This is a genomic window from Bradyrhizobium sp. NDS-1 (genome assembly GCF_032918005.1).
In the GTDB taxonomy this organism is placed as follows: domain Bacteria; phylum Pseudomonadota; class Alphaproteobacteria; order Rhizobiales; family Xanthobacteraceae; genus Bradyrhizobium; species Bradyrhizobium tunisiense.
This window is the reverse complement of sequence record NZ_CP136628.1, coordinates 3,393,162-3,417,091: the sequence shown is the minus strand read 5'-3', so window position 1 is coordinate 3,417,091 and position 23,930 is coordinate 3,393,162. Positions and strand designations below refer to the sequence as shown.

The 23,930-nt window shown below is 63.8% G+C and carries 21 protein-coding genes and 1 tRNA gene; 11 read left to right on the top strand and 11 right to left on the bottom strand.

What is annotated here, in order from left to right:
• Positions 1-129 precede the first annotated feature (129 nt).
• The 4 genes from RX330_RS15950 to RX330_RS15935 all read left to right on the top strand — a co-directional run bounded on the left by RX330_RS15950 (position 130) and on the right by RX330_RS15935 (position 5,929).
• A complete protein-coding gene (locus tag RX330_RS15950) occupies positions 130-2,265 on the top strand; it encodes a hypothetical protein (protein ID WP_317243613.1) in 2,136 nt (711 codons plus the stop codon).
• 212 nt (positions 2,266-2,477) lie between these two features.
• Entirely contained in the window at positions 2,478-3,695 is a 1,218-nt protein-coding gene (locus tag RX330_RS15945) for a class I SAM-dependent methyltransferase (protein WP_317243612.1), read from the top strand.
• Positions 3,688-4,881, top strand: a complete 1,194-nt coding sequence (locus tag RX330_RS15940; protein WP_317243611.1) for a class I SAM-dependent methyltransferase — start codon at positions 3,688-3,690, stop codon at positions 4,879-4,881. Before RX330_RS15945 ends, RX330_RS15940 begins: the two co-directional genes overlap by 8 nt.
• A gap of 13 nt (positions 4,882-4,894) precedes the next feature.
• Positions 4,895-5,929 (top strand): Gfo/Idh/MocA family protein, encoded by a 1,035-nt coding sequence (locus tag RX330_RS15935; RefSeq protein WP_317243610.1) that lies wholly within the window; start codon positions 4,895-4,897, stop codon positions 5,927-5,929.
• Here the strand turns inward: RX330_RS15935 and RX330_RS15930 are convergent.
• Positions 5,919-7,589 carry a hypothetical protein gene (locus RX330_RS15930; protein ID WP_317243609.1) on the bottom strand — a complete coding sequence of 557 codons (1,671 nt, stop codon included), beginning with the start codon at positions 7,587-7,589 and terminating at the stop codon, positions 5,919-5,921. The genes RX330_RS15935 and RX330_RS15930 overlap by 11 nt on opposite strands.
• 152 nt (positions 7,590-7,741) lie before the next feature.
• On the opposite strand from RX330_RS15930, the gene RX330_RS15925 reads away from it, so the two are divergent.
• The 3 genes from RX330_RS15925 to RX330_RS15915 all read left to right on the top strand — a co-directional run bounded on the left by RX330_RS15925 (position 7,742) and on the right by RX330_RS15915 (position 9,669).
• Entirely contained in the window at positions 7,742-8,248 is a 507-nt protein-coding gene (locus tag RX330_RS15925; RefSeq protein ID WP_212092234.1) for a hypothetical protein, read from the top strand.
• Positions 8,249-8,257: 9 nt separating this feature from the next.
• Positions 8,258-8,764: a hypothetical protein gene (locus tag RX330_RS15920; protein ID WP_212092235.1), complete on the top strand. Its 507-nt coding sequence runs from the start codon at positions 8,258-8,260 to the stop codon at positions 8,762-8,764.
• Positions 8,765-8,907: 143 nt separating this feature from the next.
• Positions 8,908-9,669, top strand: a complete 762-nt coding sequence (locus RX330_RS15915; protein ID WP_317243608.1) for a glycosyltransferase family 2 protein — start codon at positions 8,908-8,910, stop codon at positions 9,667-9,669.
• A 110-nt stretch (positions 9,670-9,779) separates the two neighbouring features.
• Here RX330_RS15915 and RX330_RS15910 read toward each other — a convergent pair.
• A tRNA-Trp gene (locus tag RX330_RS15910) sits at positions 9,780-9,855 on the bottom strand.
• Positions 9,856-10,004: 149 nt separating this feature from the next.
• On the opposite strand from RX330_RS15910, the gene RX330_RS15905 reads away from it, so the two are divergent.
• Positions 10,005-11,228, top strand: coding sequence for a serine hydrolase domain-containing protein (locus RX330_RS15905; RefSeq protein ID WP_317243607.1), 1,224 nt, complete (start codon positions 10,005-10,007; stop codon positions 11,226-11,228).
• Between the two features lie 97 nt (positions 11,229-11,325).
• Here RX330_RS15905 and RX330_RS15900 read toward each other — a convergent pair whose 3' ends face one another.
• Positions 11,326-12,093 (bottom strand): SDR family NAD(P)-dependent oxidoreductase, encoded by a 768-nt coding sequence (locus tag RX330_RS15900; protein ID WP_317243606.1) that lies wholly within the window; start codon positions 12,091-12,093, stop codon positions 11,326-11,328.
• 69 nt (positions 12,094-12,162) lie between these two features.
• Positions 12,163-12,861: a histidine phosphatase family protein gene (locus RX330_RS15895; protein WP_317243605.1), complete on the bottom strand. Its 699-nt coding sequence runs from the start codon at positions 12,859-12,861 to the stop codon at positions 12,163-12,165.
• 135 nt (positions 12,862-12,996) lie between these two features.
• On the opposite strand from RX330_RS15895, the gene RX330_RS15890 reads away from it, so the two are divergent.
• Together RX330_RS15890 and argE are read left to right on the top strand one after the other, a co-directional pair.
• Positions 12,997-13,782, top strand: a complete 786-nt coding sequence (locus tag RX330_RS15890) for an SDR family NAD(P)-dependent oxidoreductase (RefSeq protein ID WP_317243604.1) — start codon at positions 12,997-12,999, stop codon at positions 13,780-13,782.
• A gap of 994 nt (positions 13,783-14,776) precedes the next feature.
• The gene (gene argE / locus RX330_RS15885) at positions 14,777-15,955 is read left to right on the top strand and encodes an acetylornithine deacetylase (RefSeq protein ID WP_317243602.1); all 1,179 of its coding nucleotides are present in this window, start codon (positions 14,777-14,779) and stop codon (positions 15,953-15,955) included.
• 108 nt (positions 15,956-16,063) lie between these two features.
• On the opposite strand, the gene RX330_RS15880 is transcribed toward argE, so the two are convergent.
• The 3 genes from RX330_RS15880 to RX330_RS15870 form a co-directional block, all read right to left on the bottom strand.
• Entirely contained in the window at positions 16,064-16,690 is a 627-nt protein-coding gene (locus RX330_RS15880; protein ID WP_212092242.1) for a LysE family translocator, read from the bottom strand.
• Positions 16,691-17,008: 318 nt separating this feature from the next.
• Positions 17,009-18,067, bottom strand: coding sequence for a phosphotransferase family protein (locus tag RX330_RS15875; RefSeq protein ID WP_317243601.1), 1,059 nt, complete (start codon positions 18,065-18,067; stop codon positions 17,009-17,011).
• Positions 18,068-18,206: 139 nt separating this feature from the next.
• Positions 18,207-19,442 carry an acyl-CoA dehydrogenase family protein gene (locus tag RX330_RS15870; RefSeq protein ID WP_212092244.1) on the bottom strand — a complete coding sequence of 412 codons (1,236 nt, stop codon included), beginning with the start codon at positions 19,440-19,442 and terminating at the stop codon, positions 18,207-18,209.
• A gap of 224 nt (positions 19,443-19,666) precedes the next feature.
• Between RX330_RS15870 and RX330_RS15865 the strand changes: the two genes are divergently transcribed.
• The gene (locus RX330_RS15865; RefSeq protein WP_317243600.1) at positions 19,667-20,329 is read left to right on the top strand and encodes a TetR/AcrR family transcriptional regulator; all 663 of its coding nucleotides are present in this window, start codon (positions 19,667-19,669) and stop codon (positions 20,327-20,329) included.
• 4 nt (positions 20,330-20,333) lie between these two features.
• Here RX330_RS15865 and RX330_RS15860 read toward each other — a convergent pair whose 3' ends face one another.
• The 4 genes from RX330_RS15860 to RX330_RS15845 form a co-directional block, all read right to left on the bottom strand.
• Positions 20,334-20,726, bottom strand: a complete 393-nt coding sequence (locus RX330_RS15860) for a RidA family protein (protein ID WP_317243599.1) — start codon at positions 20,724-20,726, stop codon at positions 20,334-20,336.
• A 93-nt stretch (positions 20,727-20,819) separates the two neighbouring features.
• Positions 20,820-21,035: a hypothetical protein gene (locus tag RX330_RS15855; protein ID WP_212092247.1), complete on the bottom strand. Its 216-nt coding sequence runs from the start codon at positions 21,033-21,035 to the stop codon at positions 20,820-20,822.
• Positions 21,036-21,199: 164 nt separating this feature from the next.
• Positions 21,200-22,429, bottom strand: a complete 1,230-nt coding sequence (locus RX330_RS15850) for a CaiB/BaiF CoA transferase family protein (protein WP_317243598.1) — start codon at positions 22,427-22,429, stop codon at positions 21,200-21,202.
• 177 nt (positions 22,430-22,606) lie between these two features.
• On the bottom strand, positions 22,607-23,806 hold the full coding sequence (locus RX330_RS15845; RefSeq protein ID WP_317243597.1) for an MFS transporter: 1,200 nt from the start codon (positions 23,804-23,806) through the stop codon (positions 22,607-22,609).
• Between the last annotated feature and the right edge of the window lie 124 nt (positions 23,807-23,930).

The following is a 23,930-nucleotide window of genomic DNA, read 5'->3' as shown; positions in this document are numbered from 1 at the left end:
GCCATCGTCGAGGCGTGGTGGCCGCGCGCCCTCGTCTTCGTGCCTGCGGCACTTGCCATCTGGTTCGTGAACCGAACCGGCACCTATCGCATCCTGCTGTACGACGGTGGCTGGACCACGCGACTTTACGTGCTCGCCTGGATCGTCCTGACGCCGTATCTCGGCTGGCTCATCATGGCGACCGGACGGCTGACGTTCTCGCTCATCAGGCACGAGCCCACTCAGCGCGTCGACGAGTTCTTTGTCGGCGCAGCCGCGCTGATCCTGACCGGATTTGGTTTCGGCGCTCTTTCCATCCTGTACCCGCAAATCGTTCTCGGATTTGCGACCTTGGCGCTGCTGTGGGATAGCCGAAGCTTCGGGAAGCCGCAGAAACTCGCGGTGACCCTGCCGCTGGCCGCAACATGCCTGATGGGTCTTTGGCTTCTGGCGACGGTGTTCCTCGATCGCGCCGTCATACCGGACGTCGTTTCGACCGACGTCCAACAGCTCTACGCCCCGTATCTCGCGGAGGTTGCGAGAAATCACAGCATCTGGCTTGCGGCCGACAATCCCATCTTCTCCGACTTTGAAATTGGTCACGGCAACGGCCTGCATCTGTTGCTGGCGACGTTCCTGCCGCCCCACGTTGCCCAGATCGTTTCGTTTCTCTACTTCGTCGGGATCGGCGCGGTCATTTTTGAGCTCGCCCGACTCATTCTGCCGTTACAGGCTCTCGGACGCCGTTGGGAAGACGCGGCGATACCAATTGCACTCGGCGTAGCGATCCTGGGCCTTGCGTGGCCCCGCACGATGCCGAGCGTCAAGGCTGGCCTCTACATCATGGAGTTCGGCAAGTACCACCTTCAGACCGCGGCATTCTTCGTCTATTTCCTGCTGGTCGTCATTCGGTCTTCCCAGGCTCGCGACCGCCTTGCCGCCGGCCTTTGCGGCCTTGCCGTCTCTGCCTCCTATCCGCTCTATGCAGCGTTCGTGTTCTTGATTTCGTTGCTAGGCGTATTCACCAGGCTCCTTCAGCGCGATCGATCCGGTCTCGTCACCAGCCTGCTGCTCGGGTTGGGAGCGGTTTGCGGGTGCATCCTCGCCTTCTCCATCAACTACTTCTATCTCGGAATCCCCGCAACCAATCCGTACTCGCTCTTTCGAAAGATCGCATTGGTCGAACGTTTCTCGCAGTTCGGCAGCCTGGAGATTCTTGACTTCTTCGTGCTGTCGCAATCGCTGGAGGTCACCGACTTTCTCAGCAAGGTCGGAGTGGTCAACTTCATCAGGCAGGCCAAATCCGTTCTGCAGGTTGCAGCTCTGATCGCGGCGACGACTTGCGCGATCTCTTTCCTCGATTCTAGATTTTTTCCGGATCGCGCCAGTGTCACGAAGTCTCTGGCCCTGCCCAGCATTGCGGGCGTCTTCATCGTGATCGCCTATGTCGCCAGCGTGCGGCTGTTGGACATGACGCTGAACATTCCGAGCCTGATCCGTCTATCCATTCACGTCAATGCGCTATTCCCGCTCGCGGCCGTCGCGATCGCGTGCTGGGCTCTTATCATCGTGCGCTGGCTAATCCCGGCCATATTCGTCGGGCGCTTTGCACCCAATGTTGCCATCCTGGCGCTGCTCGCCGCGTGCGGCTGGATGACAATCTCCTATCCTTGGCAGAGCTTCAGGGATGACGGAGCCATTGCCTTTGCGGGCGGCGGGCGCTCACTCATCCAGATGCCTCGTGTCAGCCTGAACTGGCAGCGCTGTGATGAACTGCAGCAATCGACGGGCTCCGAGCGGATTCTCGCGCTCAACGGTTACCGCGCCATGGTGCCCTGTTATTTCTCGCCGCTGCTGACGCGGGGCAAGATCATCCACACCTATCAGAGTGACGTCGCGCGCGACTTCAGGAAGATCGCACTGGGAACTGCCGACACGGCCGAAGCCACCCTCCGGTCACTCGGTGTCAAGCTGTTCTATGTCCAGAAGCAGAATTGCGATTTCTGGCTCAACGGCTTCTCCGATCTCTTTCAGAGCGCCGAACTGGTGAAGCGATTCGCCTTGCATAGCGAAACCCCGGACTACTGGCTGTTGACGTGGAGGGATGGCGAGCAAGCACTCGCTCCCCAAGCCGAGGCCGGCGTTTCCGCGCTCCGGACGAGGTCGAAAGAGATCTACCGGCAGGCCTACGGCATCGAGCCATTCGAGGTGGTGAAGCACCGTCTGTCTCCCAACGGCCAGCGAGCGGACATCAAGGCTCTCGATCAACTCATGACCTGCCATTAGTCGGCTTCGCGCGGTTCCGTGCGTGTCGGCGGGGAAGCCCGCAATGAAGGCCGCGGGGTACCAGCTTCAGAGGGGCCTCCGGGCTTGTGAATAGCCCACCCCGGGCAACTTAAGAATTGTGGCACAGCCTGCGGCGCTATATAGCGTTCAACTGCGCCGCGTATCGCCGTGGCGCCGATGTTCCCTTGCTTTTCCTGCAAAGAGTTAAAGCCGTGACCGACCATTGCCGCCTTTGCCATTCCACCAACCTGCGTCCGGTCATCGACCTCGGACTGATGCCGATTGCACATCGGCTGCGGCACAGCCGAAACGAGCAGGATGAACGGTATCCGTTCGAGGTGCTGGCCTGCGGCGATTGCGGCCTGCCCCAGATCGTCAAGCCGATCGATCCCGACATTCTGTACCGCCAGTTCAACTACAATTTCAGCAGCTGGAAGCCCGAACCGCACCAGGTGGACGAGCTCGACACCATTGCGAAATTCTCGAAGCATCAGTCCGTGTTCGAGATCGGATGCAACGACGGCCTGTTCATGGACAAGCTCCGCGAACGCGGCACCAAGGTCATGGTTGGCGTCGAGCCCAATCCGGTATCTGGCAAGATCGCTCGCGAGCGCGGCATCAAGGTCTATGCCGACATGCTCAGCCCGGAGATGGCCCACGACGCAGTCGCTCAGTCCGGCAAGTTCGACCTGGTCATATCGCGCCAGGTGCTCGAGCATATCGTCGACTTTGAAAACTTCTTCGCCTGCGTGAAGATCGCGCTGAAGGAGGATGGGCTGCTGTTCATCGACGTGCCCGATTTCGCCCCCGGCTCGGCGGTGGGAGACCTCTCCGTGCTCTGGGAGGAGCACGTCAGCTATTTCACCGAACCGACCCTGCTCGCGCTGCTGGCGCGCCACGGCTTCGAGGCAGTGTCCGTGAAGAAATACAATTTCAGCGGCGGCAGCCTCGCGATCGCCGCTCGCCGTGCCGCGGGCACTGTAACGGTGCCGCCCGCGCCGGCCGGTGTCGGCGAGAAATTCGGTCAGCGCGCAAGAGAGTATGGCGCGCGTCTCCGTCCGATTCTCGCGAAAGCTCGCGCCGATGGTGCCGAGATCGCCATCTACGGTGCCGGCTGCCGCGCCTGTACCTTCACCAACGCCCACGAGCTGGCGGATCTCGTCGACCTCTCGGTCGACGACCAGAAGGAGCGCCAGGGGCTGTTCCTGCCCGGCACCGGCATTCCGATCCGCTCGCCCGACGACCTCGCCGGCAACGCGAATCCGCTCGTGTGTCTCCTCGCCGTGAACCAGGAAAACGAAGCCAAGGTCAGCAGCCGGCTGCGCGAGAGCGTGAAGCGTCCGCTTGAGATCGTTTCGATCTTCGCGCCCTCCGATATCTGGAGCGAGCTCGATCGTCTCGAAGCGGCGCTAAGGTCGCGGCATGGCTGAGGACAAGCTCTTCAACTATTACGAACGTCAGGATGTCCTGCCGACGTTCGGGAATTTCAAGTCGTCCACCGAGCTAGAGGCCTACGCCGGTCAGCGGCGCGAGCTGTTTTCCGACAAGCTGGTGCTGCCGCCGCGGTTGTTCCGCGATGCCGATGTGCTCGAATTCGGCCCCGATTCCGGCGAGAACGCGCTGGTGTTTGCCGGTTGGGGCGCAAACATGACGCTCGCCGAACCGAACCGGCATGCACATCCGAAGATCGAGGCCTATTTCGCGCATTTCGGCTTGACCGAGCGTCTCCGCGAGCTCGCACTCGCGGACGTCGAGGGCTTCAGCAGCGATCGCCGCTTCGACATCATCGATGCCGAGGGCTTCATCTACACGGTCCAGCCGAGCGAAAAATGGCTCGGCGTCTTCCATCGGAAGCTCAACCCGGACGGCTATGCCGTCGTGTCCTATTACGAGCGCTATGGCGGCTTCTTCGAGCTCGCGCTCAAGGCGATCCATGCGGCCGGCAAGGCATTGAGCGGTCGCGCCGCGCTCGAGACGGCCAAGCTGCTATTCGAGCCGAAGTGGGACAGCATTCCGCACACCCGCAGCTTCGAATCCTGGCTGATGGACGTGCTGGAGAATCCGTTCGTCCGGCATCGCTACTTCCTCGACGCGGCCACCTTGTGCGCGGCGGCGCATGAACAGGGGTTCGACGTCCATTCGGCATGGCCCGCCTACCGCGACAGCCTGGACATCTACTGGCACAAGAAAGTCCTGTCCGGTGACGAGAAGCTGCATCGCGCCAGACGCCATCTCGACCGCAGTCGCCTGAGCTTCCTCGGCGGGCGAAAGCTCTATCTGGTCGGCAAGGCCGATGCAGTGCAGGCGATCTCCGCATCGATCGAGGCGCTGGTCCTCGACGTCGATGCGATGATCGACGATCCGTTCGGCGAGAGCCTGCCGCGCGTGGTCGCGGGCCTCGCGTCGCTGCGCGAGACGATCCGGACGAGCGACGTTCTCGCCGACGATGCTGCCGACATCGAAGCCGTCATTGCGACGCTCGACAGTTTCCATCGCATCTTCGGCGCGATCGGGCGACGGGACGCATCCGCGGTCGCCGCCCTCACCAGGTCGGATGCGGCGTTCATCAACACGTGGGGACAACCGGCGCATTTCCTCGTGATCCGGAAGCGCTAAGGGATCATCGCCAGTGGGGCCAGGCATTGGCATCATCGGAACGGGCATGGTCGGCCAGATGTGCCACCTCGCCAATTTCGCGGCCAATCCCGCCTGCCGAGTCGTCGCGATCGCCGATCTTCGGCCGGACCTCGCGGCCGCCGCCGCGCAGAAATTCGGCATTCCCCGGGTTTACGGCACGCATCGCGAATTGCTCGCGGACAGCGCGGTGTCCGCCGTCGTCGTCGTGACGAAGCGTCGCGCCACCGGTCCGATCGTTCTGGACGCATTGAACAGCGGCCGGCACGTGCTCTCGGAAAAGCCGATGGCCTACACGACGGCCCAGGCCATTTCGCTGGTCGAAGCTGCGCGCCGGCACAACCTCGTTTACAGCATCGGCTACATGAAGCGTCACGACGCCGGTGTGGCACGGGCGCTGCAGGTGCTGACCCGCTTGCGCAACGACCAGTCGCTCGGACGCATGGTCCGGGCACGAGGCTGGTGCTTCGGCGGCGACACTGGACGCTCGCACGACAATTTCGTGATGACCGGCGAAGCCCGGCCCGACGGGCTCGAACTCTGGCAGGATGGTCCCGACTGGATGCCGCGCACGATGCGTCCCGGCTACGACAATTTTCTGAACGTCTTCAGCCATATCATCAATCTGGCGCGCTACCTGCTCGGATCGTCGCCGACCGTCGCCGAAAGCGCAGTCGAGACCTCCGGCGCCGCGCGCATAACGCTCGACTTCGACGGCGTCGCCTGCACGCTGGATCTCGTGAACGGGTCAGAGGGTGCCTGGCGCGAGGGACTGACGATCGATTTCGAGCGCGGCGCGCTGACCCTGGAATTGCCCCCACCCTTCGCCGAGCAAGAGGCGGAGGTCATCATCGATCATGATGGCCAAGGCACGCGGCTGACGGGCGAAAAGAGTTGGGCATTTCGGCGACAGGCCGACGCCTTCGTTACCGACATCGCCGCGCGAGCCATACCTCTGGCCTCCGGCGAGGATTCGGTGACCGACATCGCGCTTGCAGAGACGGTTTGGAAACAGCGTCCTAGCGGCTAGGCACGGCACTCTTGCTTGCGCCATCGAGCGGCAGGACGCCGGCGATCGGGCCCAGCTTGATCGTGACCTGCGCAAGTTGAGCCAGAAACTCTGCAACATCGCAGCGCGCCAGCAACCGGCACGCGTAGTATTTTCGCACCAGGGTCTGGTTCGGCGCGGCTCCAGGGCCCGGCTGGAACGAGATCGTCGCCTGCGGTCCCGACGGATCGAAATGATGGAATGCACTTCCCGGAGCCTTCCTCGCTTCGTCCATTCCCTGCAGGATGTCGGGTCGCTCCGCGCGCAGCGCGAATCCGAAAAAGGGCTGGTTACCCCAGGCAAGGCGGAGCATGCCGGTGACCTCGGCGAGGCCGAACGGCACGTGCCGAGACGGGTAGTCGACAAAGCCGTCGTCGAGCGCATAGACCGTGGCCGCGGGCTGGACCCGGCCGGCAAGGTCGCGCGCCAGCGCCTCCTGCTTCAGCGTTCTCGCCTGCATGAAGACGTAGTCGCTCCACAGCATGCCGATCGACATGATCAGGCCCGAGCCGAACACGACCGCAAAGGCGGTGTTGGGAATGGTCCAACGTTCGGCAAGCCGCTTGAGTGCGAGAAGCGCCAATGCCATCGGCACGCCGAACATCAGGAGATGACGGCTCTCGTAGAAATGCGTGGAGGACGGCCGCAGGCCCGCGATCAGATAGGGTGACGACAATGCGAGGAACAAGATCCCGGCAAGCACGAGCGGCACGATGGTCGCGAGCCTGGACGTGGCCGGCTTCGTGTCGGAACGCAGCATCAGCAGGACGATGCCGACGAGCACGGCCGCCAGAATGAAGATCGTCGGGACCCTGATCGCCGCGCGCACAGCATGACCCAGGAGGTCGAAGTAAGCCGTGACCAGAAATGCCGACCATCCCCCGACCAGTTCGAGCAGGGTCGGCAAATGCGCATCATAATGCTGTGCGTACACGCCGATCCGCTTGAACCAGATGTTGAGCGTGCCCCAGTAGATCAGCGGAAGCATGATCAGCTCCGGATATCCCAAGGCAGTGCGCCAGGCTGCGAACCATGTGCGGCGAACGAAGCCCTCCGCCGCGTTGCCGCTCCGCCAGATCGCAACGAAGAGGCCGAGCACCACGAAGGCATAGAGCACGATGATCGAGTTGAGTGCGAAGCTCAGCAGGAACACGAGCGCACAGGCCACGCGAAGCAGCACACGCCGCAGGCCGCGGGCGCTGAAGGCCAGCGTCAACAACCCTGCACCGACGAACAGGAGTCCGAAGCTGAAGACGTAGACCGAGTTCGCCTTGCCCGCCCAAAGCTGATAGCCGGGATAGGTCCAGACGATCAGCGCGAAACCGACCGCCTCTGCGCGGTCGAGCAGATTGAGACGCGTTGCCGTCAGCGCCAGCGATGTTGCGCCGAGGACGATTCCGGCGAACGCCAGCGAGACCATCACGGCGACGGGGGCGCCCGTCCAGTTTGCGAACGTGTCGTAGCTATAGAAAATCGGATGACCGGCGCCGTTCAGCAGGAAATCGATGTCGATGAAATAGTCCGGACGCGGCTTGAGCACCAGCCAGTCGTCCATGAAGAGACCGTCGTTCAGGAGCATCGGCGCATGCGCTGCCACCAAGACGACGAGGAGAACGACTATCGCACGCAGCAATGGGAACATCTCGGATGGAGGAACGGCATCCCTGCAAGGATTCGCACGCCCACGAGACGTCCGCAAGGGCGGGATGACGGGCTCCCTTGACCCGAAAAATACGACCTCCTATAGACTTTCGCTCTGGCTGGGCCTGAGAGGCGTCCGGGGCGATTTTCCGAATGAACATGCTACCGGGCCCGGCGCAAGCCGCCGCGATTGGTCTCAGCGTCGCGCTGCCGCTGCTGTTGCTGTGCTATGCGCGCATCGCCGCCACCGGCGGATCCGGCCGCCGCTTTCGGCTCGGCTGCGTCAGCGTCATCGCCCTTTACGCGGTCGCCTGCATCGCACTCCCAGGTCAACGCCATTTCGACGACGTACTCAGCGGCCTGTTCCTGTTGGCGACCGCGATGATGTTTTGCTACATCCTCTTCAGCCTGCTGGCCTGGGGCTTTACGCTGACGCTGCTCACGGCACTCGTCCGGGCCGGGCGCCCCCTCACCCTGGAGCAATGGGCGGTCGCCTATATGCAGGGCGGCGATCTCGGCACCTTCACGCACAACCGCCTGAAGCTGCTCGTCGGCGCCGGGATGGTGGTCACGGCAGACGGCAGGCTTGTCCCGACGGCGAAGGGCGTGGCGGTCGCGCGTCTCGTCAAACTCGTCCGCCTGTCGACCGGACTTGGGTGAGCGGCCGCGATGTCCTTCGTTGTCGGATTCCTCGCCGCCGTCATCTTCGCCCTGCTGGCTCCTGCCTTGCAGTCGATGGCCCGCACTCGCGGATGGACGCTTGGAGCCGTGATGCTGCTCGCGATCGCCGCGGTCGTCACCCATGGTCTCGGCATGATGTTCGGAATCTTCGTCGTTCCGGAATTTCAGTACTGGGACGCCGCGTCGATTTTCGGCTTTCTCGTCATGGGTTACGTCTTCGCTTTCGGCGCAGTGTACAAATCGGTTTCCCTGGACATCCTGCTCGATGTCGTCGACCGGCCCGAGCGGAGAGCACCGCTTACAGACATCATCGAGCGGCAGGTTCCAGCTCTGTTCCAGGGACGAATTAGGAACCTGGTCGACGGCGGGTTGGTCGAACCGCTCGATACGCACTTCGCCCCGACCATCGCGGGCCGGACCATGGCAGACCGCGTCGGACGGCTTCGCCGCGCCTTCGGCATCGGCGATACCAGTCTCTATGATTTTTCGGATTAGTTGCGCAGAACACACACATCGCCGGATTCATACCGGTCGTACGGGGCATATCTGCGGGCCCCTTATTGTTCGCCCGGCCCATATGACCTAGAGTCGCGCCAGGGTTCCACCAGTAAAGAGTGGCCGGCGACAGGCGGCATGAGATGACACCTTCCAGGGCGGCAAAAAGGCTTACGATCGTCATCCCTGCACTGAACGAGCAGGACAAGATCGCCGATACCATCGACGGCGTGTTGCCGCTCGCCCGCGAGTTGCTCGACGATTTCGAGATTTTCCTGATCGACGACGGCAGCACCGACGGCACCGGCGCGATCATGGACGAGTTTGCGGCCGGCGAGCCGCGCATCATCGTGCAACATAACGCCGAGCGGCGCGGCGTCGGTGCCGGCTTCGAATACGCGCTGTCGCGCGCGAAATTCGAAGCCATCACGCTCATTCCCGGCGATCACGCCTTTCAGAACGAGGGCATTGCCCGGATGTTCAAGGCGGCCGGCGCCGCCGACCTCGTCATCACCTATCGCGACAACCAGTCGGACCGCTCCGTCAACCGCTCGCTGCAGTCGCACTCGCTGCGGTTCATCCTGAACTGCCTGTTCGGCTTCTGGCTGTCCGACTACCACAGCATGATCGTCTACCCCGTGAAATGGCTGCGCCAGATCGCGGTCAAGGCCGACGGCTACGGCTATCAGATCTGCGCGTTGATCTCGCTGCTCCAGCTTGGCCTCACCTACGTCCAAGTGCCGGTGAGCCTGAACGCGGAGCTGAAGGGGTCGTCCCGTGCGCTGCGGCTGCGCACCTATTTCGAGCTCGGCGGCACCATCGTCTCGCTGCTGCGCCGCGTCCCCATCCGGGACGTCGATCGCAGCCAGGGTCCCGCCGATGCGGAACGGGCGCCGGCGCGCTAAGAGGCGCCTCGCCGGCCTGGCCCTCGGGATACGGGCCAGCGCGTGGCGATTCGTCCATGGGACGTCCTCGTCCCTATCCGCCAGCATCGAACTTAAGTGATTGATTTGACTGGCAGGAGTGGCAGGGCTCGAACCTGCGACCCCCGGTTTTGGAGACCGGTGCTCTACCAATTGAGCTACACTCCTACGGACCCCGCGTCGCCTTGGGATCAGGGCCGCTTTCAAGCACAGGCGACGACCGGTTTGCAAGGGTGAACCGCGCCGGCCTCGCTTGTTTGTACCGGGGTTTCTGGGCCACACTTTCCCGACCAAAAAACAAGAGCCCGGGAGCCCCCATGAACGCTCAAGCTGCTACCACTGCCGCCTCCGCGGTCCACACTCCGCCCTTGCCGGAGGCCCGCCCGGAGACGCTCGGGCTGTCGCGGCCGCGCCTGCAGGCCATGTCGGACGCCTTCAAGCGCGAGATCGACAAGGGAACCGTTCCCGGCGTCACCGTGCTGGTGGCCCGGCGCGGCCAAATCGGCTGGTTCGAGGCGCTCGGCAGGCAGAGCCCGGCGGGGCCTGCGCCGATGGCGCGGGATTCGATCTTCCGGATCTTCTCGATGACCAAGCCGATCGTCTCGGTCGCCGTCATGGCGCTGGTCGAGGACGGCCACCTCCTGCTCAGCGACGCCGTCGCAAAGTTCATCCCGGAGTTCGCCGGCCAGCAGGTCGGCATCGTCAAGGACGGCAAGCTCGAGCTGGTGCCGCCGGCGCGGCCGATGACCGTGCAGGACCTGCTTCGCCACACCTCGGGCCTCACCTACGAGCACCAGGGAGACGGACCCGTGCACAAGCTCTACCAGGAGTCCCGCGTGCGCAGCCGCAAGATCACCAATGCCGAGCATGCCGCATTGGTGGCGAGCTTCCCGCTGGTCTGCCAGCCCGGCGCGGAATTCAACTACAGCCGCTCCACCGACATCCTTGGTCGCATCATCGAGGTCGCCAGCGGCAAGTCGCTCGGCGCGTTCCTGACAGAGCGCGTGCTGGCACCGCTGCAAATGGCCGAGACCGGCTTCTCGACAGCCGAGTCCAATGCCACCAGGCTTGCCGACCCGTTCGCGGCCGATCCCTGGACCGGCGACAAGGTCGCTCTGTTCAACATGCTCGAACAACCGCTAATGGAGTCCGGCGGCGGTGGGCTGGTTTCAACCACGATGGATTATGCCCGCTTCTGCCTGATGCTGCGCAACGGCGGCACGCTCGACGGCAACAGGATCATCGGCCGCAAGACGCTGGAGCTGATGGCGTCCGATCACCTCGGGCCGCATGTCGTGACGAATGGCACGTTGCTGTCGCCCGGCCACGGCTTTGGTCTCGGCTTCGCCGTGCGCCGCGAGGCCGGCATCGCGCCCTTCCCCGGCAGCGTCGGCCAGTATTTCTGGAGCGGCATTGCCGGCACGTTCTTCTGGATCGATCCGAAGGAGGATTTGTTCGCGGTGTTCATGAGCCAGGGCCCGGGACAGCGCGACTACACGCGGACCTTGGTGCGGGATCTGGTTTACGCGGCGGTGGAGTGACCCGAAGGGTCATTCCGGGGCGATGCAAGGCATCGAACCCGGAATCTCGAGATCCCGGGTTCGCGCTAAGCGCGCCCCGGGATGACGCTCTATCGCGTCAACTAATCGTCGCGCCGCCGTCGATCACCATGGTCTGGCCGGTCATGAAGTCGCCGGCCTTCGATCCCAGGAACACGGCGGCGCCGGCGATCTCGTCGGGGATGCCGATGCGCAGCAGCGGCGAGCGCGCAGTCGAGGCCTTCAAATTCTCCGGATTGTCCCACAGCGCCTTGGCGAAATCGGTCTTGATCAGGCCGGGCGCGATGCAATTCACGCGAATGTTGTGCGGGCCATATTCGCAGGCGAGGTTGCGCGCGAGCTGCATGTCGGCGGCCTTGGAGATCGCATAGGCGCCGAGAATGGTCGAGCCCTTGAGCCCGCCGATCGAGGAGACGATGATGATGGAGCCGTCCTTGCGCTCGATCATCTGCGGCACCACCATCGAGATCAGCCAGTTGTTGGCGACGATGTTGTTGTCCAGAATCTTCCTGAATTGATCGTCGGAGATCCCCGCGAGCGGACCGTAATACGGATTCGAGGCGGCGTTGCAGACCAGCACGTCGATCTTGCCGAAGGCGCGGTTGCTCTCGTCGACGAGGTCTTGCAGGTTCTCCTTCGACGAGATGTTGGCGGCGATTGCGACCGCGGTACCCTTGCCGTACTTGTCATTGATGCCCTTGGCGACCTGCTCGCAGACATCGGCCTTGCGCGAGGAAATCACCACCTTGGCACCGTGCTCGGCCATGCGCTCGGCGATCGCAAGCCCGATGCCGCGCGTCGATCCCGTGATGACGGCGACTTTCCCCTTCATGTCGAACAAGGTCATGTTTCTCTCCCAGATTACGATTGATTTGGCCCCGAGCTTACGTCGCGTCGGTGCGAGCGCGCAATTTCTTCAGGCGAGCTTCTTGACTTCCGGTCCCGCGGGCTGATGCATCGCCGCGTGAGCGTCATCCGCGATCCATGGCTGCTGGTTCACCATCGGCAACCGCCAGACCGTGCGCTCGGCGCTTGCGAAATGATCGAGCCGCGTCACGGACACATTGTCGATGTCGAATGCGAGCCCCTGCTCCGGCAAACCGCCGAGCGCAAGACCAACGGCCGCCTTGATGGTGCCGCCATGGGCGACCGCGATGATGTCCTGGCCTGCTGCCTCATTGTTGATCCGCTCGATGGTGCGGCGCGTGCGGTGATAGAGATCCATGAAGCTCTCGCCGCCGGGTGCGGGCTCGTTGATATCGGCGAACCAGCTGGTGCCGACGGGACGGCTCGCGATGAATTGGGCGCGGTTCATGCCCTGCCAGCGGCCGAGATTTTGCTCGGCGAGATCAGCTTCCCATTTCATCGACGCCGGCCGTGGAAAGCCGGCCGCCCAGATCGCTTCGGCCGTTTGATGCGTGCGCTTCAGATTGCTGGAAAACCAGACTGCAGTGCGTGGCAGCACCTTGGCAACAGCGTTGAACACATAGGTATCGCTGGTGTCGCAGGCGATGTCGGACTGGCCGTAGATGTTGCCGCCGTCGTTGCGCACCGGCGCGTGACGGACCCACCACCACCGCGTCGTGACCACCTTGGGCTTGTCTGCACCTGTCATCGAAGCTCTTCCATCCCGTTTGATGTCGCTGTACGTCAGTAGAGAACGTGTCTCAAGACACTTTACCGTTTGAAATCTTGTTTGAAATTCCGTCGCGCGGCAAGGGCCGCGCGAGGCACCACAAGGGAGAAACGCATGGGCCGCCTGCAAGGCAAATCCGTCATCATCACCGGCGCCGGCAGTGGCATCGGTCGCGCCGCCGCGCTCCTGTTCACCCGGGAAGGCGCAAAGCTCATTGCGGTCGATCGCACCGAGGCGGTGAAGGAGACCGTCGAGGAGGTGAAAAAGGCCGGCGGCGTCGCGGAGGCCATGATCGCCGACGCGGGCTCCGAGACTGACGTCGTTGCCGTGATCGACAAGGCAGTGAAGACCCACGGCCGGCTCGACGTGATCTGGGCCAATGCCGGCGTCAGCGGCGGGCTGATCCCGCTCGGCGAGCAGACCGTGGAGCATTGGCAGGAGGTGTTGCGCGTCAATCTGATCGGGCCGTTCCTGGCGGTGAAGCATGCGATGCCGCAAATGGTGAAGCAGCAGTCCGGCGCGATCGTGCTGACCGCCTCCGTCGCGGGCCTCAAGGCCGGCGCCAGCGGACATCCCTACGCCGCGAGCAAGGCCGGCGTGATCAGCCTGGTGCAGACCACCGCCTATTCGCTCACCGGCACCGGCGTGCGCATCAACGCGGTGTGCCCGGGCCTGATCGAAACCGGCATGACCAAGCCGATCTTCGACCGCGCCAAGGAGCGCGGCACCCAGGACAAGATCGGCCAGCTCAATCCCCTCAAGCGCCCCGGCCAGCCGCACGAGCTCGCGGCGATGGGCCTGTTCCTGGCCAGCGACGAAGCCTCTTATGTCAACGGCCAGGCGTTCCCGGTGGATGGCGGCTTGACGGCGTCGATGCCGTATACGGGCAAGCCCGTGTAACGAGCTCCGCTCGGGTCCCGGACGCGTTGCAACGTTCTTGCGCTGCTGCGCAGAGCCGGGACTCAAGGAAGCCACGGCACTCGTTGATGCATAGGCCCCGGCTCTGCAGCGCATCGTCGAAGGGACGCTGCGTTGTGTCCGCGGCACGACACCTTGTTCAACGATACACATGATTGATCATCCTCGCGGCGCATGTCGCCCGAGCTTTGCTTCATCGCTTCGCCCTCGATTGAAAGAGGGCGCAGGGAAGACCGGGCGCCGGCTGGCACCCGCGGTCCACTGTGCGAAACCTGCGTGACAAGAAACTGCACAGCGGCATACAGGTGTAGCCAGGACATCCCGGCCTTCCCTGCGCAGTGGTTTTACGGCTTATGTCGTGCTCTCCTCGGGGAGCGTTGCACTATTGCCCCCGTCGCCTTGCGGATGGCTGACGCGTGCGTCCGGTTGGACGACACACCTCACCACAAGCCTTGACGCACAGACCCCGGGCGTCAGGACCACACGATTTTGCCGTACGCTGGAATCACACCGGTCGTGTGCGCGACGCTCTCGCTCACGGTTGCCCGCCCTGCGAAGCTCTTCGCGCCGATGCAATCAGCGTCCACCGCCGTCCGGCCCGCGTCGTGACGATCGCGATACGCCCCTCTTCCTTGGGCCGGGTTGGCGCGACACATACGCACTTTCCGAATTTCGGTAAAGTGGAATATTTTCGGCTGCGCGCATTGACCGACCAGTTGGGTGTTTTGCCCGTCGGGCAACCAAGGGATGGTAGCGCCCCTCGCCGTTCCGGGGCACGACGAAGTCGCGAGCCCGGAATTCATTTCACAGCGCGTGATGCGGGCCGATGGATTCTCAGGTGCGCAATTGCGCACCATAGCTTGATGCCACGCATCCTCCCGGAATGACGGCGGCGGTGTTTATTTGCCCAAGGAGACCTCACATTGGTATGGTTCCTGCAAGCACTCCAACCTCCTTCCCCTGACAGAACGAGACAATGCAGAACTCAAGACCCGACCGCATCCGCAAACTCCTCGCCGACCTCGTTGGCTTCGACACCATCAGCGACCGCACCAACCTGCCCCTGATTGCCCATATCGAGAGCTACCTCGCCGCGTTCGGCATCAAGGGTGAGCGCATCATCGATGAGACCGGACAGAAGGCCTCGCTATGGGTCACCATCGGACCGCAGGATCGGCCAGGCTTCGTCCTGTCGGGACACACCGATGTCGTGCCGGTCGTCGGCCAGGACTGGAGCCACGATCCGTTCAAGCTGATCGAGCGCGACGGCAAGCTCTATGGCCGAGGCACCACCGACATGAAGGGCTTTGTCGCGGTGTGCCTCGCCATGGTGCCGGAGATGGTGGAGGCGAAGCTCGCAACGCCGATTCACCTGGCGATCTCCTACGACGAAGAGATCGGCTGCGTCGGCGTGCGGCCGATGCTACGCGAGGTCGCGAAGAAGAAGATCAAGCCGCTCGGCGCCTTCATCGGCGAGCCGACCGAGATGAAGGTGATCATCGGCCACAAGGGCAAGCACGGCGTGCGCGCGACGTTTCGCGGGCTCGCCCGCCATTCCTCGATCGCGCCCGACGGCGTCAACGCGATCGAATATGCGGCCGAATTAATCGTCGAGATCCGCCGCCGCGCCGAGCAACTCGCGGCCGCGCGCGCGACGGACAGCCTCTACGACGTTCCGCACTCGACGCTGCTCACCAGCATCGTGCATGGCGGCGCGGCGCTGAACATCGTGCCCGACACCTGCACGGTGGATTTTGAATGCCGCGGCATCGGTATCACCGAATCGCGCGAGGTCACGGACGCGATCGTCGCCTGGGCCAAGGCCGAGCTCGACCCGGCGATGAAGGCGCGGCATCCCGATTGCGGCATCGATTTCGAGGAGATCCTCGACTATCCCGCGCTCGACACCGCTACCGACGCGGCCATCGTCACGCTCGCCAAGAGCCTTGCGGGTCGCAACGACCACGCCAAGGTCGCCTTCGGGACCGAGGCCAGCCTGTTCGCCAGCATGGCGGATGTGCCTTCCGTCGTGATCGGCCCCGGCGCGATCGCGCAGGCGCATACGCCGGATGAGTTCGTGGAGATGGCCGAACTGGAGAAATGCGCAGGCTTCGTGGAGAGGCTGATCGCGCATTGCGTGAAGGGCGCCTCTTAGGCGCTGCCGCAGAGTGGGCAAATCGGAGCGTGCCCACCGTTTTCGTGTGATCGCCGAGAGATGGTGGGCACGGCGGTAGTTTGCCCACCCTACGCGAGCCAACCTGCCTCACCGCTCCTGCAAGGCCAGCCGCACACCGACGGCGCAGTAGATGGCGCCGACCACCTTGCCCTGCCACTTCACCACCGCCGGATGGCGGCGCAGGAGGTTGCCGAGACGGCCGGCGCCGACGGCGAACACGACGGTGCTGAACAGACCGAGCAGCACGAAGACGACACCGAGAATGGCAAGCTGAAGTGCGGGCGCACCGTGCTCCGGCTTCACGAATTGCGGCAGGAACGCCAGGAAGAAAAGTGCGGTCTTGGGATTGAGCACTTCGGCCAGCACGGCCTGGCGGAAGGCGCGGCCCGCGCCAATCTGGGGCGCGGCGCCGTTCAACTCGACCGGGGCCCTGTCGAGCATGGCGCGAATGCCGAGATAAATCAGGAAGCCAGCGCCGGCATATTTGACGATGCTGAACAGCAGCGCCGAGGTCGCGATGATCGCCGACAGCCCGACGATGGCCATGCAGGTGTGGATGATGTCGCCCGCAGCAATTCCCGCTCCGGTCGCGATGCCTACCTTTGTGCCGGAACTCGCCGCACGCGCTATTGTCAGCAGCGTCGCTGGCCCGGGAATAAAGACGAAGCCGAGGACAATGAGGATGTAGGTGGTGAGGGTGATCTGGTCGATCATGCGTCCGTCTCTACCTGAACCGATGCTGGGCTCGCCACCCGCCGCCCGTCATGGCGAGGAGCGTAGCGACGAGGCAATCTAGACTACTGCCGTGGAAAGATCCTGGATTGCTTCGCTTCCGCTCGCAATGACGGCGGAATAAACCCACCTCATCACTGCTGTCATGCCCCGGCTTGACCGGGGCATCCAGTACGCCGCGGCGTCTCGGCGTCTCTGGAACACTGGATTGCCCGCCTTCGCGGGCAATGACAGCGAATGTGCGGGATGACGAACTCCCGAAAGCGAAAGGCGCGGCCGTCAGCCGCGCCTTCGCTCTTGCTACACCGCGCCCGCTTTCTGCGCATACTCCCACGACGCCAGCGACAGCGGCACGGTGCGCTTGGCGGATTCGAGGGCCTTGGCGTTGGCGGCGGTGCCGTCGCGGACACGGCCGGCGATGCCTTGCGTGATGCCGGCGAGGCGGAACAGATTGTAGGCGAAATACCAGTTGAGATCGGGCACCGTCATTTTGGTGACGTTGCAATAAATCTGCGCGGCCTCTTCCACGCTCGGGATGTTGAGCGCCTTGAGGTCGGCGCCATCGAGGCCCGGCATGATCCACTGCATCAACAGATAGGTGAAGTCGGCCATGGGATCGCCGAGCGTCGACAGCTCCCAATCGAGCACGGCCTGCACGCGCGGTTCCGTCGCGTGGAAAATCATGTTGTCGAGGCGATAGTCGCCGTGGACGATCGAGACGCGCGCCTGCTCCGGCACGGTCTTGGGCAGCCATTCGGCGACCTTCTCGAACTCCGGAATGTGCTGCGTTTCGGAGGCGCGATATTGCTTGGTCCAGCGGTCGATCTGGCGCGCAAAATAGTTGCCGGGCTTGCCGAAATCGCCAAGGCCAATCGCCGTGGGATCGTACATGTGCAGTTTCGCCAGCGTTTCGATCTTGCTGGTGAAGATCTTGCGCCGCGCATCGCGATCCTGGCTCGGCAGCGTCGGATCCCAGAACACCCGGCCCTCCTCCATCGACATGATGTAGAAGGCGGCGCCGATGACGCTATCGTCCTGACACAGCGCGTAGGCACGCGCGACCGGGAAACCCTGCTTGCCGAGCGCTGCGATCACGCGATATTCGCGGTCGACCGCATGCGCCGACGGCAGCAATTTGCCGAACGGCTTGCGGCGCATCACGTAGGAACGGTTCGGCGTGTTCAGCCGGTAGGTCGGATTGGACTGGCCGCCCTTGAACTGGAGCACTACCAGCGGACCCTCGAAGCCTTCGACGTTATTGCGCATCCAGGCTTCCAGGCGCAGCTCGTCGAAACGATGCCGCTCCTCGACCGGCTTGGTGCCCGAAAACTCTTCGTCTTTCCTGACGCCGTCCGCCACAATGACGCTCCCTCTTTTTCTTGTCGGTCATTCCGGGATGGTCCGAAGGACCAGACCCGGAATCTCGAGATTCAGGGTTCTCGCTTCGCGAGCCCCGGAATGACGGTGGGGAGAGCGCGGTCAGCGCTCTCCGCCGTCCTTAGTGACTTGGAGAGTTTGCATACTTCCGAACCTCAAGCCTGGCAATGGCGCGATTGTGCACCTCGTCCGGGCCGTCGGCGAGACGGAGTGTGCGGATGTGGGCGTAGTCCTTGGCAAGGCCCGCCTCGTCCGAGACACCGGCGCCGCCAAACGCCTGAATCGCCTCGTCGATGATCTTCAGCGCCATGTTGGGCGCTGCGACCTTGATCATGGCGATCTCGGCCTGCGCGGTCTTGTTGCCGACCTTGTCCATCATGTCGGCGGCCTTGAGGCAGAGCAGGCGCGTCATCTCGATGTTGGTGCGGGCTTCGCCGATGCGCTGCTCCCACACGGAATGCTCGACGATCTTCTTTCCGAAGGCGCTGCGCGAGGACAGACGCTTCACCATCTTCTCCAGCGCCTCCTCGGCCTTGCCGATCGTGCGCATGCAGTGATGGATACGGCCCGGACCAAGACGGCCCTGCGCGATCTCGAAGCCGCGGCCTTCGCCAAGCAGGATGTTCTCCTTGGGCACGCGGACGTTGTCGAGCAGCACCTGGGCGTGGCCGTGCGGCGCGTCGTCGAAGCCGAACACCGGCAGCATCTTCTCGACCTTGATACCGGGGGTATCGAGCGGAACCAGGATCTGCGACTGCTGCTGATGCTTGGCCGCCTTGAAATCGGTCTTGCCCATCAGGATCGCGATCTTGCAGCGGGGATCGCCGACGCCGGACGACCACCATTTGCGGCCGTTGATGACGTAATGGTCGCCGTCCTTCTCGATGCGGGTCTCGATATTGGTGGCGTCGGAGGACGCGACCGCCGGTTCCGTCATCAGGAAGGCCGAGCGGATCTCGCCGTCCATCAGCGGACGCAGCCATTTCCGCTTCTGCTCCTTGGAGCCGTAGCGGATGAACACCTCCATGTTGCCGGTGTCGGGCGCGGAACAGTTGAACACTTCCGAGGCCCAGGTGATGCGGCCCATCTCTTCCGACAGCAGGGCGTATTCCAGATTGGTCAATCCCGCGCCGCGGAATTCGTCGTCCTCATGCTCGCTCGGCGGCATGAACATGTTCCAGAGGCCTTCGGCCTTGGCCTTCTTCTTGAGGTCCTCGAGGATCGGGATCACTTTCCAGCGCTCGCCGCTGTGATCCTGCTGGTCATAGATCGGCACCGCCGGGCGCACGTGCTTGGCCATGAAGGACCTCACGCGGTCGAGCCATTCCTTCTGCTTGGGGGACAGATCGAAATCCATGGGACGCTCCTCGTCTCTCTCTTTGCGAGCCTGCTGGCTTCGCGGGCCTGTTTTGCGCCGGACTGTCCACCGCTTGCGCGCAGCCCGCAAGCGCGCTTGCGGTGCCTTCGGAACCAACCTTTGGAGTTGCGAACGAGTCCCGATTGCGCATTGACATCTCCGGCCTTCAAACGATAGTTTCATACAACTGTTTGAATTGCAACTCCCTCCCCTCAGGGGCACTCATGGCCAGCGATCATACGAGGTCTGCCATTCTCGCCGCCGCCGAACGGCTCTATGCCGATCGCGGCTTCGGCGACGTGACGCTGCGCGACATCGTCGCGGAGGCCGGTGTCAACCTGGCGGCGGTGAACTATCATTTCGGCTCGAAGGACGAGTTGATCGCGGAATTATTTGTCACGCGCTCGATCGCCACCAACCGCGAGCGTTTGCGCGAGTTGAAAGCGGCGGAAGAGCAAGGCGGCGGCCGCGCGCCGATCGAGGTGATCCTGCACGCGCTGGTCGGGCCGACGCTGCGCGGCTGTCTCGGCCCCGAGAACCAGCGCTCCACGGCGGCGCGCTTCATGATCCGCGCCTCGATCGAATCCGTGCCGCCGATCCGCCGCATCAAGAACCGCGAGATCGACCATCTGCGCAAATTCGCCGGCGCGATGCGCCGCGCCCTGCCCGAGCGCAGCGAGGTCGATATCTACTGGGGCCTCAACTTCGCGCTCGCGATGGCGCACCACACCATCCGCGAGAGCGAGCGGCTGACCAAGCTGTCGGAAGGCAAATGCGATCTCGACGACGTCGAGGATGTCGTCGCGCGCGTGGTCAGCGTCGCGACGATGGCGCTGACGGCGGGAAAGATCGAGGCGAAGGCGCCGTCGCGGGTGGCGGCGCGATAGTCCCTCACACCATCGCGATGCAGTCGATCTCGACGTCGAACGGGCCGAACCATTCCGGCGTGCAGACGAAGATCCGCGCTGGCGGATCCGTGGGGAAATAGCGGGCGTATACGGCGTTGAAGGCGGCGAAGTGCTTGGTCAAGGTACAGTAGACGTTGCACTTCATGACATTGTCGAGCGAAGCGCCGGCCGCCGCGAGGCACAGCTTCATCTGCTCCATGACGAGCTCGCTCTGCCGCTCGATCGGCACTTCCGCGATCTCGCCGGTCGCGGGATCGAATGGCGGCAGGCCGGAGACGAAGATCGTGTGGCCGGCGCGCGTGACCGGCGAGGTCGGCGCTTTCACGCGATCGAGGAACGTCGAAATCGGTTCGACGCGGAGCGCTTCGCGTTTCATGGGCAGCCACCTTCGGTTCGAGCGAGACTGACGCCGTGCTACATCATCCTGCAGCCGGCATGTTTCGCTTCTGACCGAAGTGTGAGCGGGTGATCAGGCCCGCTGCGGCATCTCCTCGGCCTCTTCCTTGGCGAGCAGCAGCAGCATCTCGATGCCCATCTCGCCTTCCTGCGGCGAGCGGATGAACTTGATCTCGTCGGCACTCTGCCGCAGTGCGGCAACAATGGCGACGGCCTGATTGGCGGTGGCCGCCTCGGTCGCCAGAATTGCCTTCTGGTTCTTGGCCTGGAACCCGATCGTGTAGGACATTCGCTTCCCTCCCCGAACTCAAGTAGAGGGATCGAATCAGAGTCGCGCGCAAAGCGAAAGCCTGTGCGACTACGGACCGGACTTATCTGGGGATGGCCCGCAGGCCTCAGGCAAGGCCAAGCGTCGCTCCCCTTTTCGCCTTTCGGGAGAAGGGGAGAAAAGCGCTAGATGATCCCCTGCTTCTTCAACTCCTCGATCTTTCCCGCATCATAGCCGAGCTTGCCGCCGAGCACCTCCTGCGTGTGCTCGCCGAGCAGCGGCGGGGCGCGGTAGTCGGTGATGGGGGTGCCCGAGAGGGTCAGCGCGTTGCGGATCAGGGAAAGCTCGGGCTCGAACTTATGCTGAGTCTTGACCCGCATGCCGCGCGACTGGACGTGCGGATCGGAAAACACCTGCTCGAAATTGTTGATCGGACCGGAGGGCACGCCCGCCTCCTCCAGCTTCTCCAGCCAGTAGGCCACCGGCTGCTTGAGGAACAGGCCGGCGAAGATCGCCATGATCTCCTTGCCATGCACGACGCGGTCGTTGTTCTTGACGAAGCGCGGATCGTTCGCGAGCTCCGGCTCGCCGAGCACGGCGCAGGTCTTTCGGAACTGGCCGTCGTTGCCGACCACCAGCATCAATTCGCCGTCGGTGCAGCGGAATACGCCGGCCGGCATGCCGCCATTGCCCCAGGTCCCGCGGCGCGGCGGGGTCTTGCCGTTGACGAGGTAGATCTGCAGCCAGTGCGACAGCGACGCGATGACGGTGTCGAACAGGCAGACGTCGATGTGCTGCCCCTGCCCGTCATTGGCGTCACGGTGATAGAGCGCGGAGAGAATGCCGATCGAGGTGTTCATGCCGGTCATGTAGTCGACGATGGACGGACCGACCTTCATCGGGCCCTCGCCCGGCTCGCCGTCCATGTGGCCGGTGACGCTCATCAGCCCTCCCATCGCCTGCAGGATGGCGTCATAGCCGGCGCGCGGCGCATAGGGACCGGTCTGGCCGAAGCCGGTCACCGAGCAGTAGATGATGCCGGGATTGACCGCCTTGATGGTCTCGTAATCGAGGCCGTAGCGCTTGAGGTCGCCGACCTTGTAGTTCTCCATGAAGACGTCGACGTCCTTGGCGAGCTCGCGGATGATCGCCTGCCCCTCGGGCTTGGCGATATTGACCGTGACCGACTTCTTGTTGCGGTTGGCGCAGAGGTAGAATGAATTGTTGTTGTTGGCCTTGCCTTCCGGGTCGGTCAGGTAAGGCGGCCCGAATGCGCGCGCATCGTCGCCGGTGCCCGGTCGCTCGATCTTGATCACCTCCGCACCGAGATCGCCCAGCATCTGGGCCGACAACGGCCCGGCGAGGACGCGCGTGAGATCAAGGATCTTGATGCCTGAAAGCGGCAGGGCCGACATGTAAGCTTCCTCCGGGAACTGGATATTGGCGCGGCGGCGAGATCGCGGGCCGCGCTCCCTGCGGATACACCATTTTAGCGCGGTGAGCACTGCACTGGCGGCATACGGCTATCTCCTGCGGGCACGGAGGGTGGCGCCGGCCGCAACTTTCCGCGCCGCGAATATTGCCTGGAGGGCTCAGGTCGCGGCCACCGCCACCTGCGGCCGCCTCCGCCCAAGCAGGACCAGGATCAGCACCGTCGCGCAGGAGCAGACCAAGGTGAGGCCGAGCGCGCCGCGGCTGCCGAATTCGGTGAGCAGGCCGACAAGGAGCGGCGGCGAGATCGCGGAGGCGAGATTGAGCGGCAGCGCAATCATCGACATCGCCTTGGCGAATTCAGTCTGGTCGTAGAACACGAGCGGGATGGTGGCCCGCGCCACCGCCATCGCCCCGCTGCCGGCGCCATAGAGCAGGATGAAGACCGCGACGGCCCAGGTCGCGCCCTCGCTCAGCATCAGCAGCAGCATGGCCAACGGCAGCGCCGTGCCCGCAACCAGCCCGGTCGTGATCCCGTCCCACCGCCCGCCACCGAGCAGATCGAGCCCGCGGGCGCTGACCTGGATCACGCCCAGCATCGAGCCGCACAGAAGCGCCTGCGCCGGCGGCAGCCCCTCCGCGCGCAGGAGCTCGATCATGATGGCGCTGATGCCGAAATTGACGAAGGCGTTGAGCGTGATCGCGGCGACGACGAGGCCGAAAGTGCTCCGTGGAATCGTGGGCGGCGGCGGCGCCTTGACCGGCTCGCCGCCATCATCCCCGGCGATTTTCCGGCGCGGCGCGAGCGCATAGAGCGGAAGGCTGACGACGAGCATCATCGCGGCATAGACGAGGCACGTCCCGCGCCAGCCGAGGTGAGCGCTCAGTAACGAGGTCGTCGGCCAGAAGATGCTGTTGGACAGGCCCGTCACCAGCATCAAGGCCCCGATCGCATTCTTGGCCTGTCGCCCGGCAATCTCGTTCAGCATGATATAGGCGCCGGTCGACAGCGTGGCGCTGCCGGCGATGCCGAGGACGATCCAGGCGGCGAAATACATCGTCGGCTCGCGCGCGAGGGACAGCAGCACGAAGCCCGGCGCGGTGACGACCGTGCCGACCATCATGACAGTCCGTGCGCCATGAAGCGCGAATGATTTGGCGAGCCACGGGGCGCACAGGCCCATCGAGACATAGAGAACGGATGTCCCGGCGAACACCGCCGGCAGGCTCATGCCGAGGTCGGCGGCGAGGTCGCGCCCGACGATGGCAGGCAGCCCGATCGTGCCCCATCCGACCAGCTGCGTGATGGCGAGCACCAGCAGGACGCCGATCAGCCTGCCGTCAGATTTCAAGAACCGCATTCCAAACGTCGCCTGGCCGACAGGCGCAGATCGCGCCTGTGAGCCATGCTTAGCCGGGGACCGAGCCCACGGGAACGCCGACCGCCGAATGGCAGAAGGCGGCCAGGAGCATGTCAGGCACACG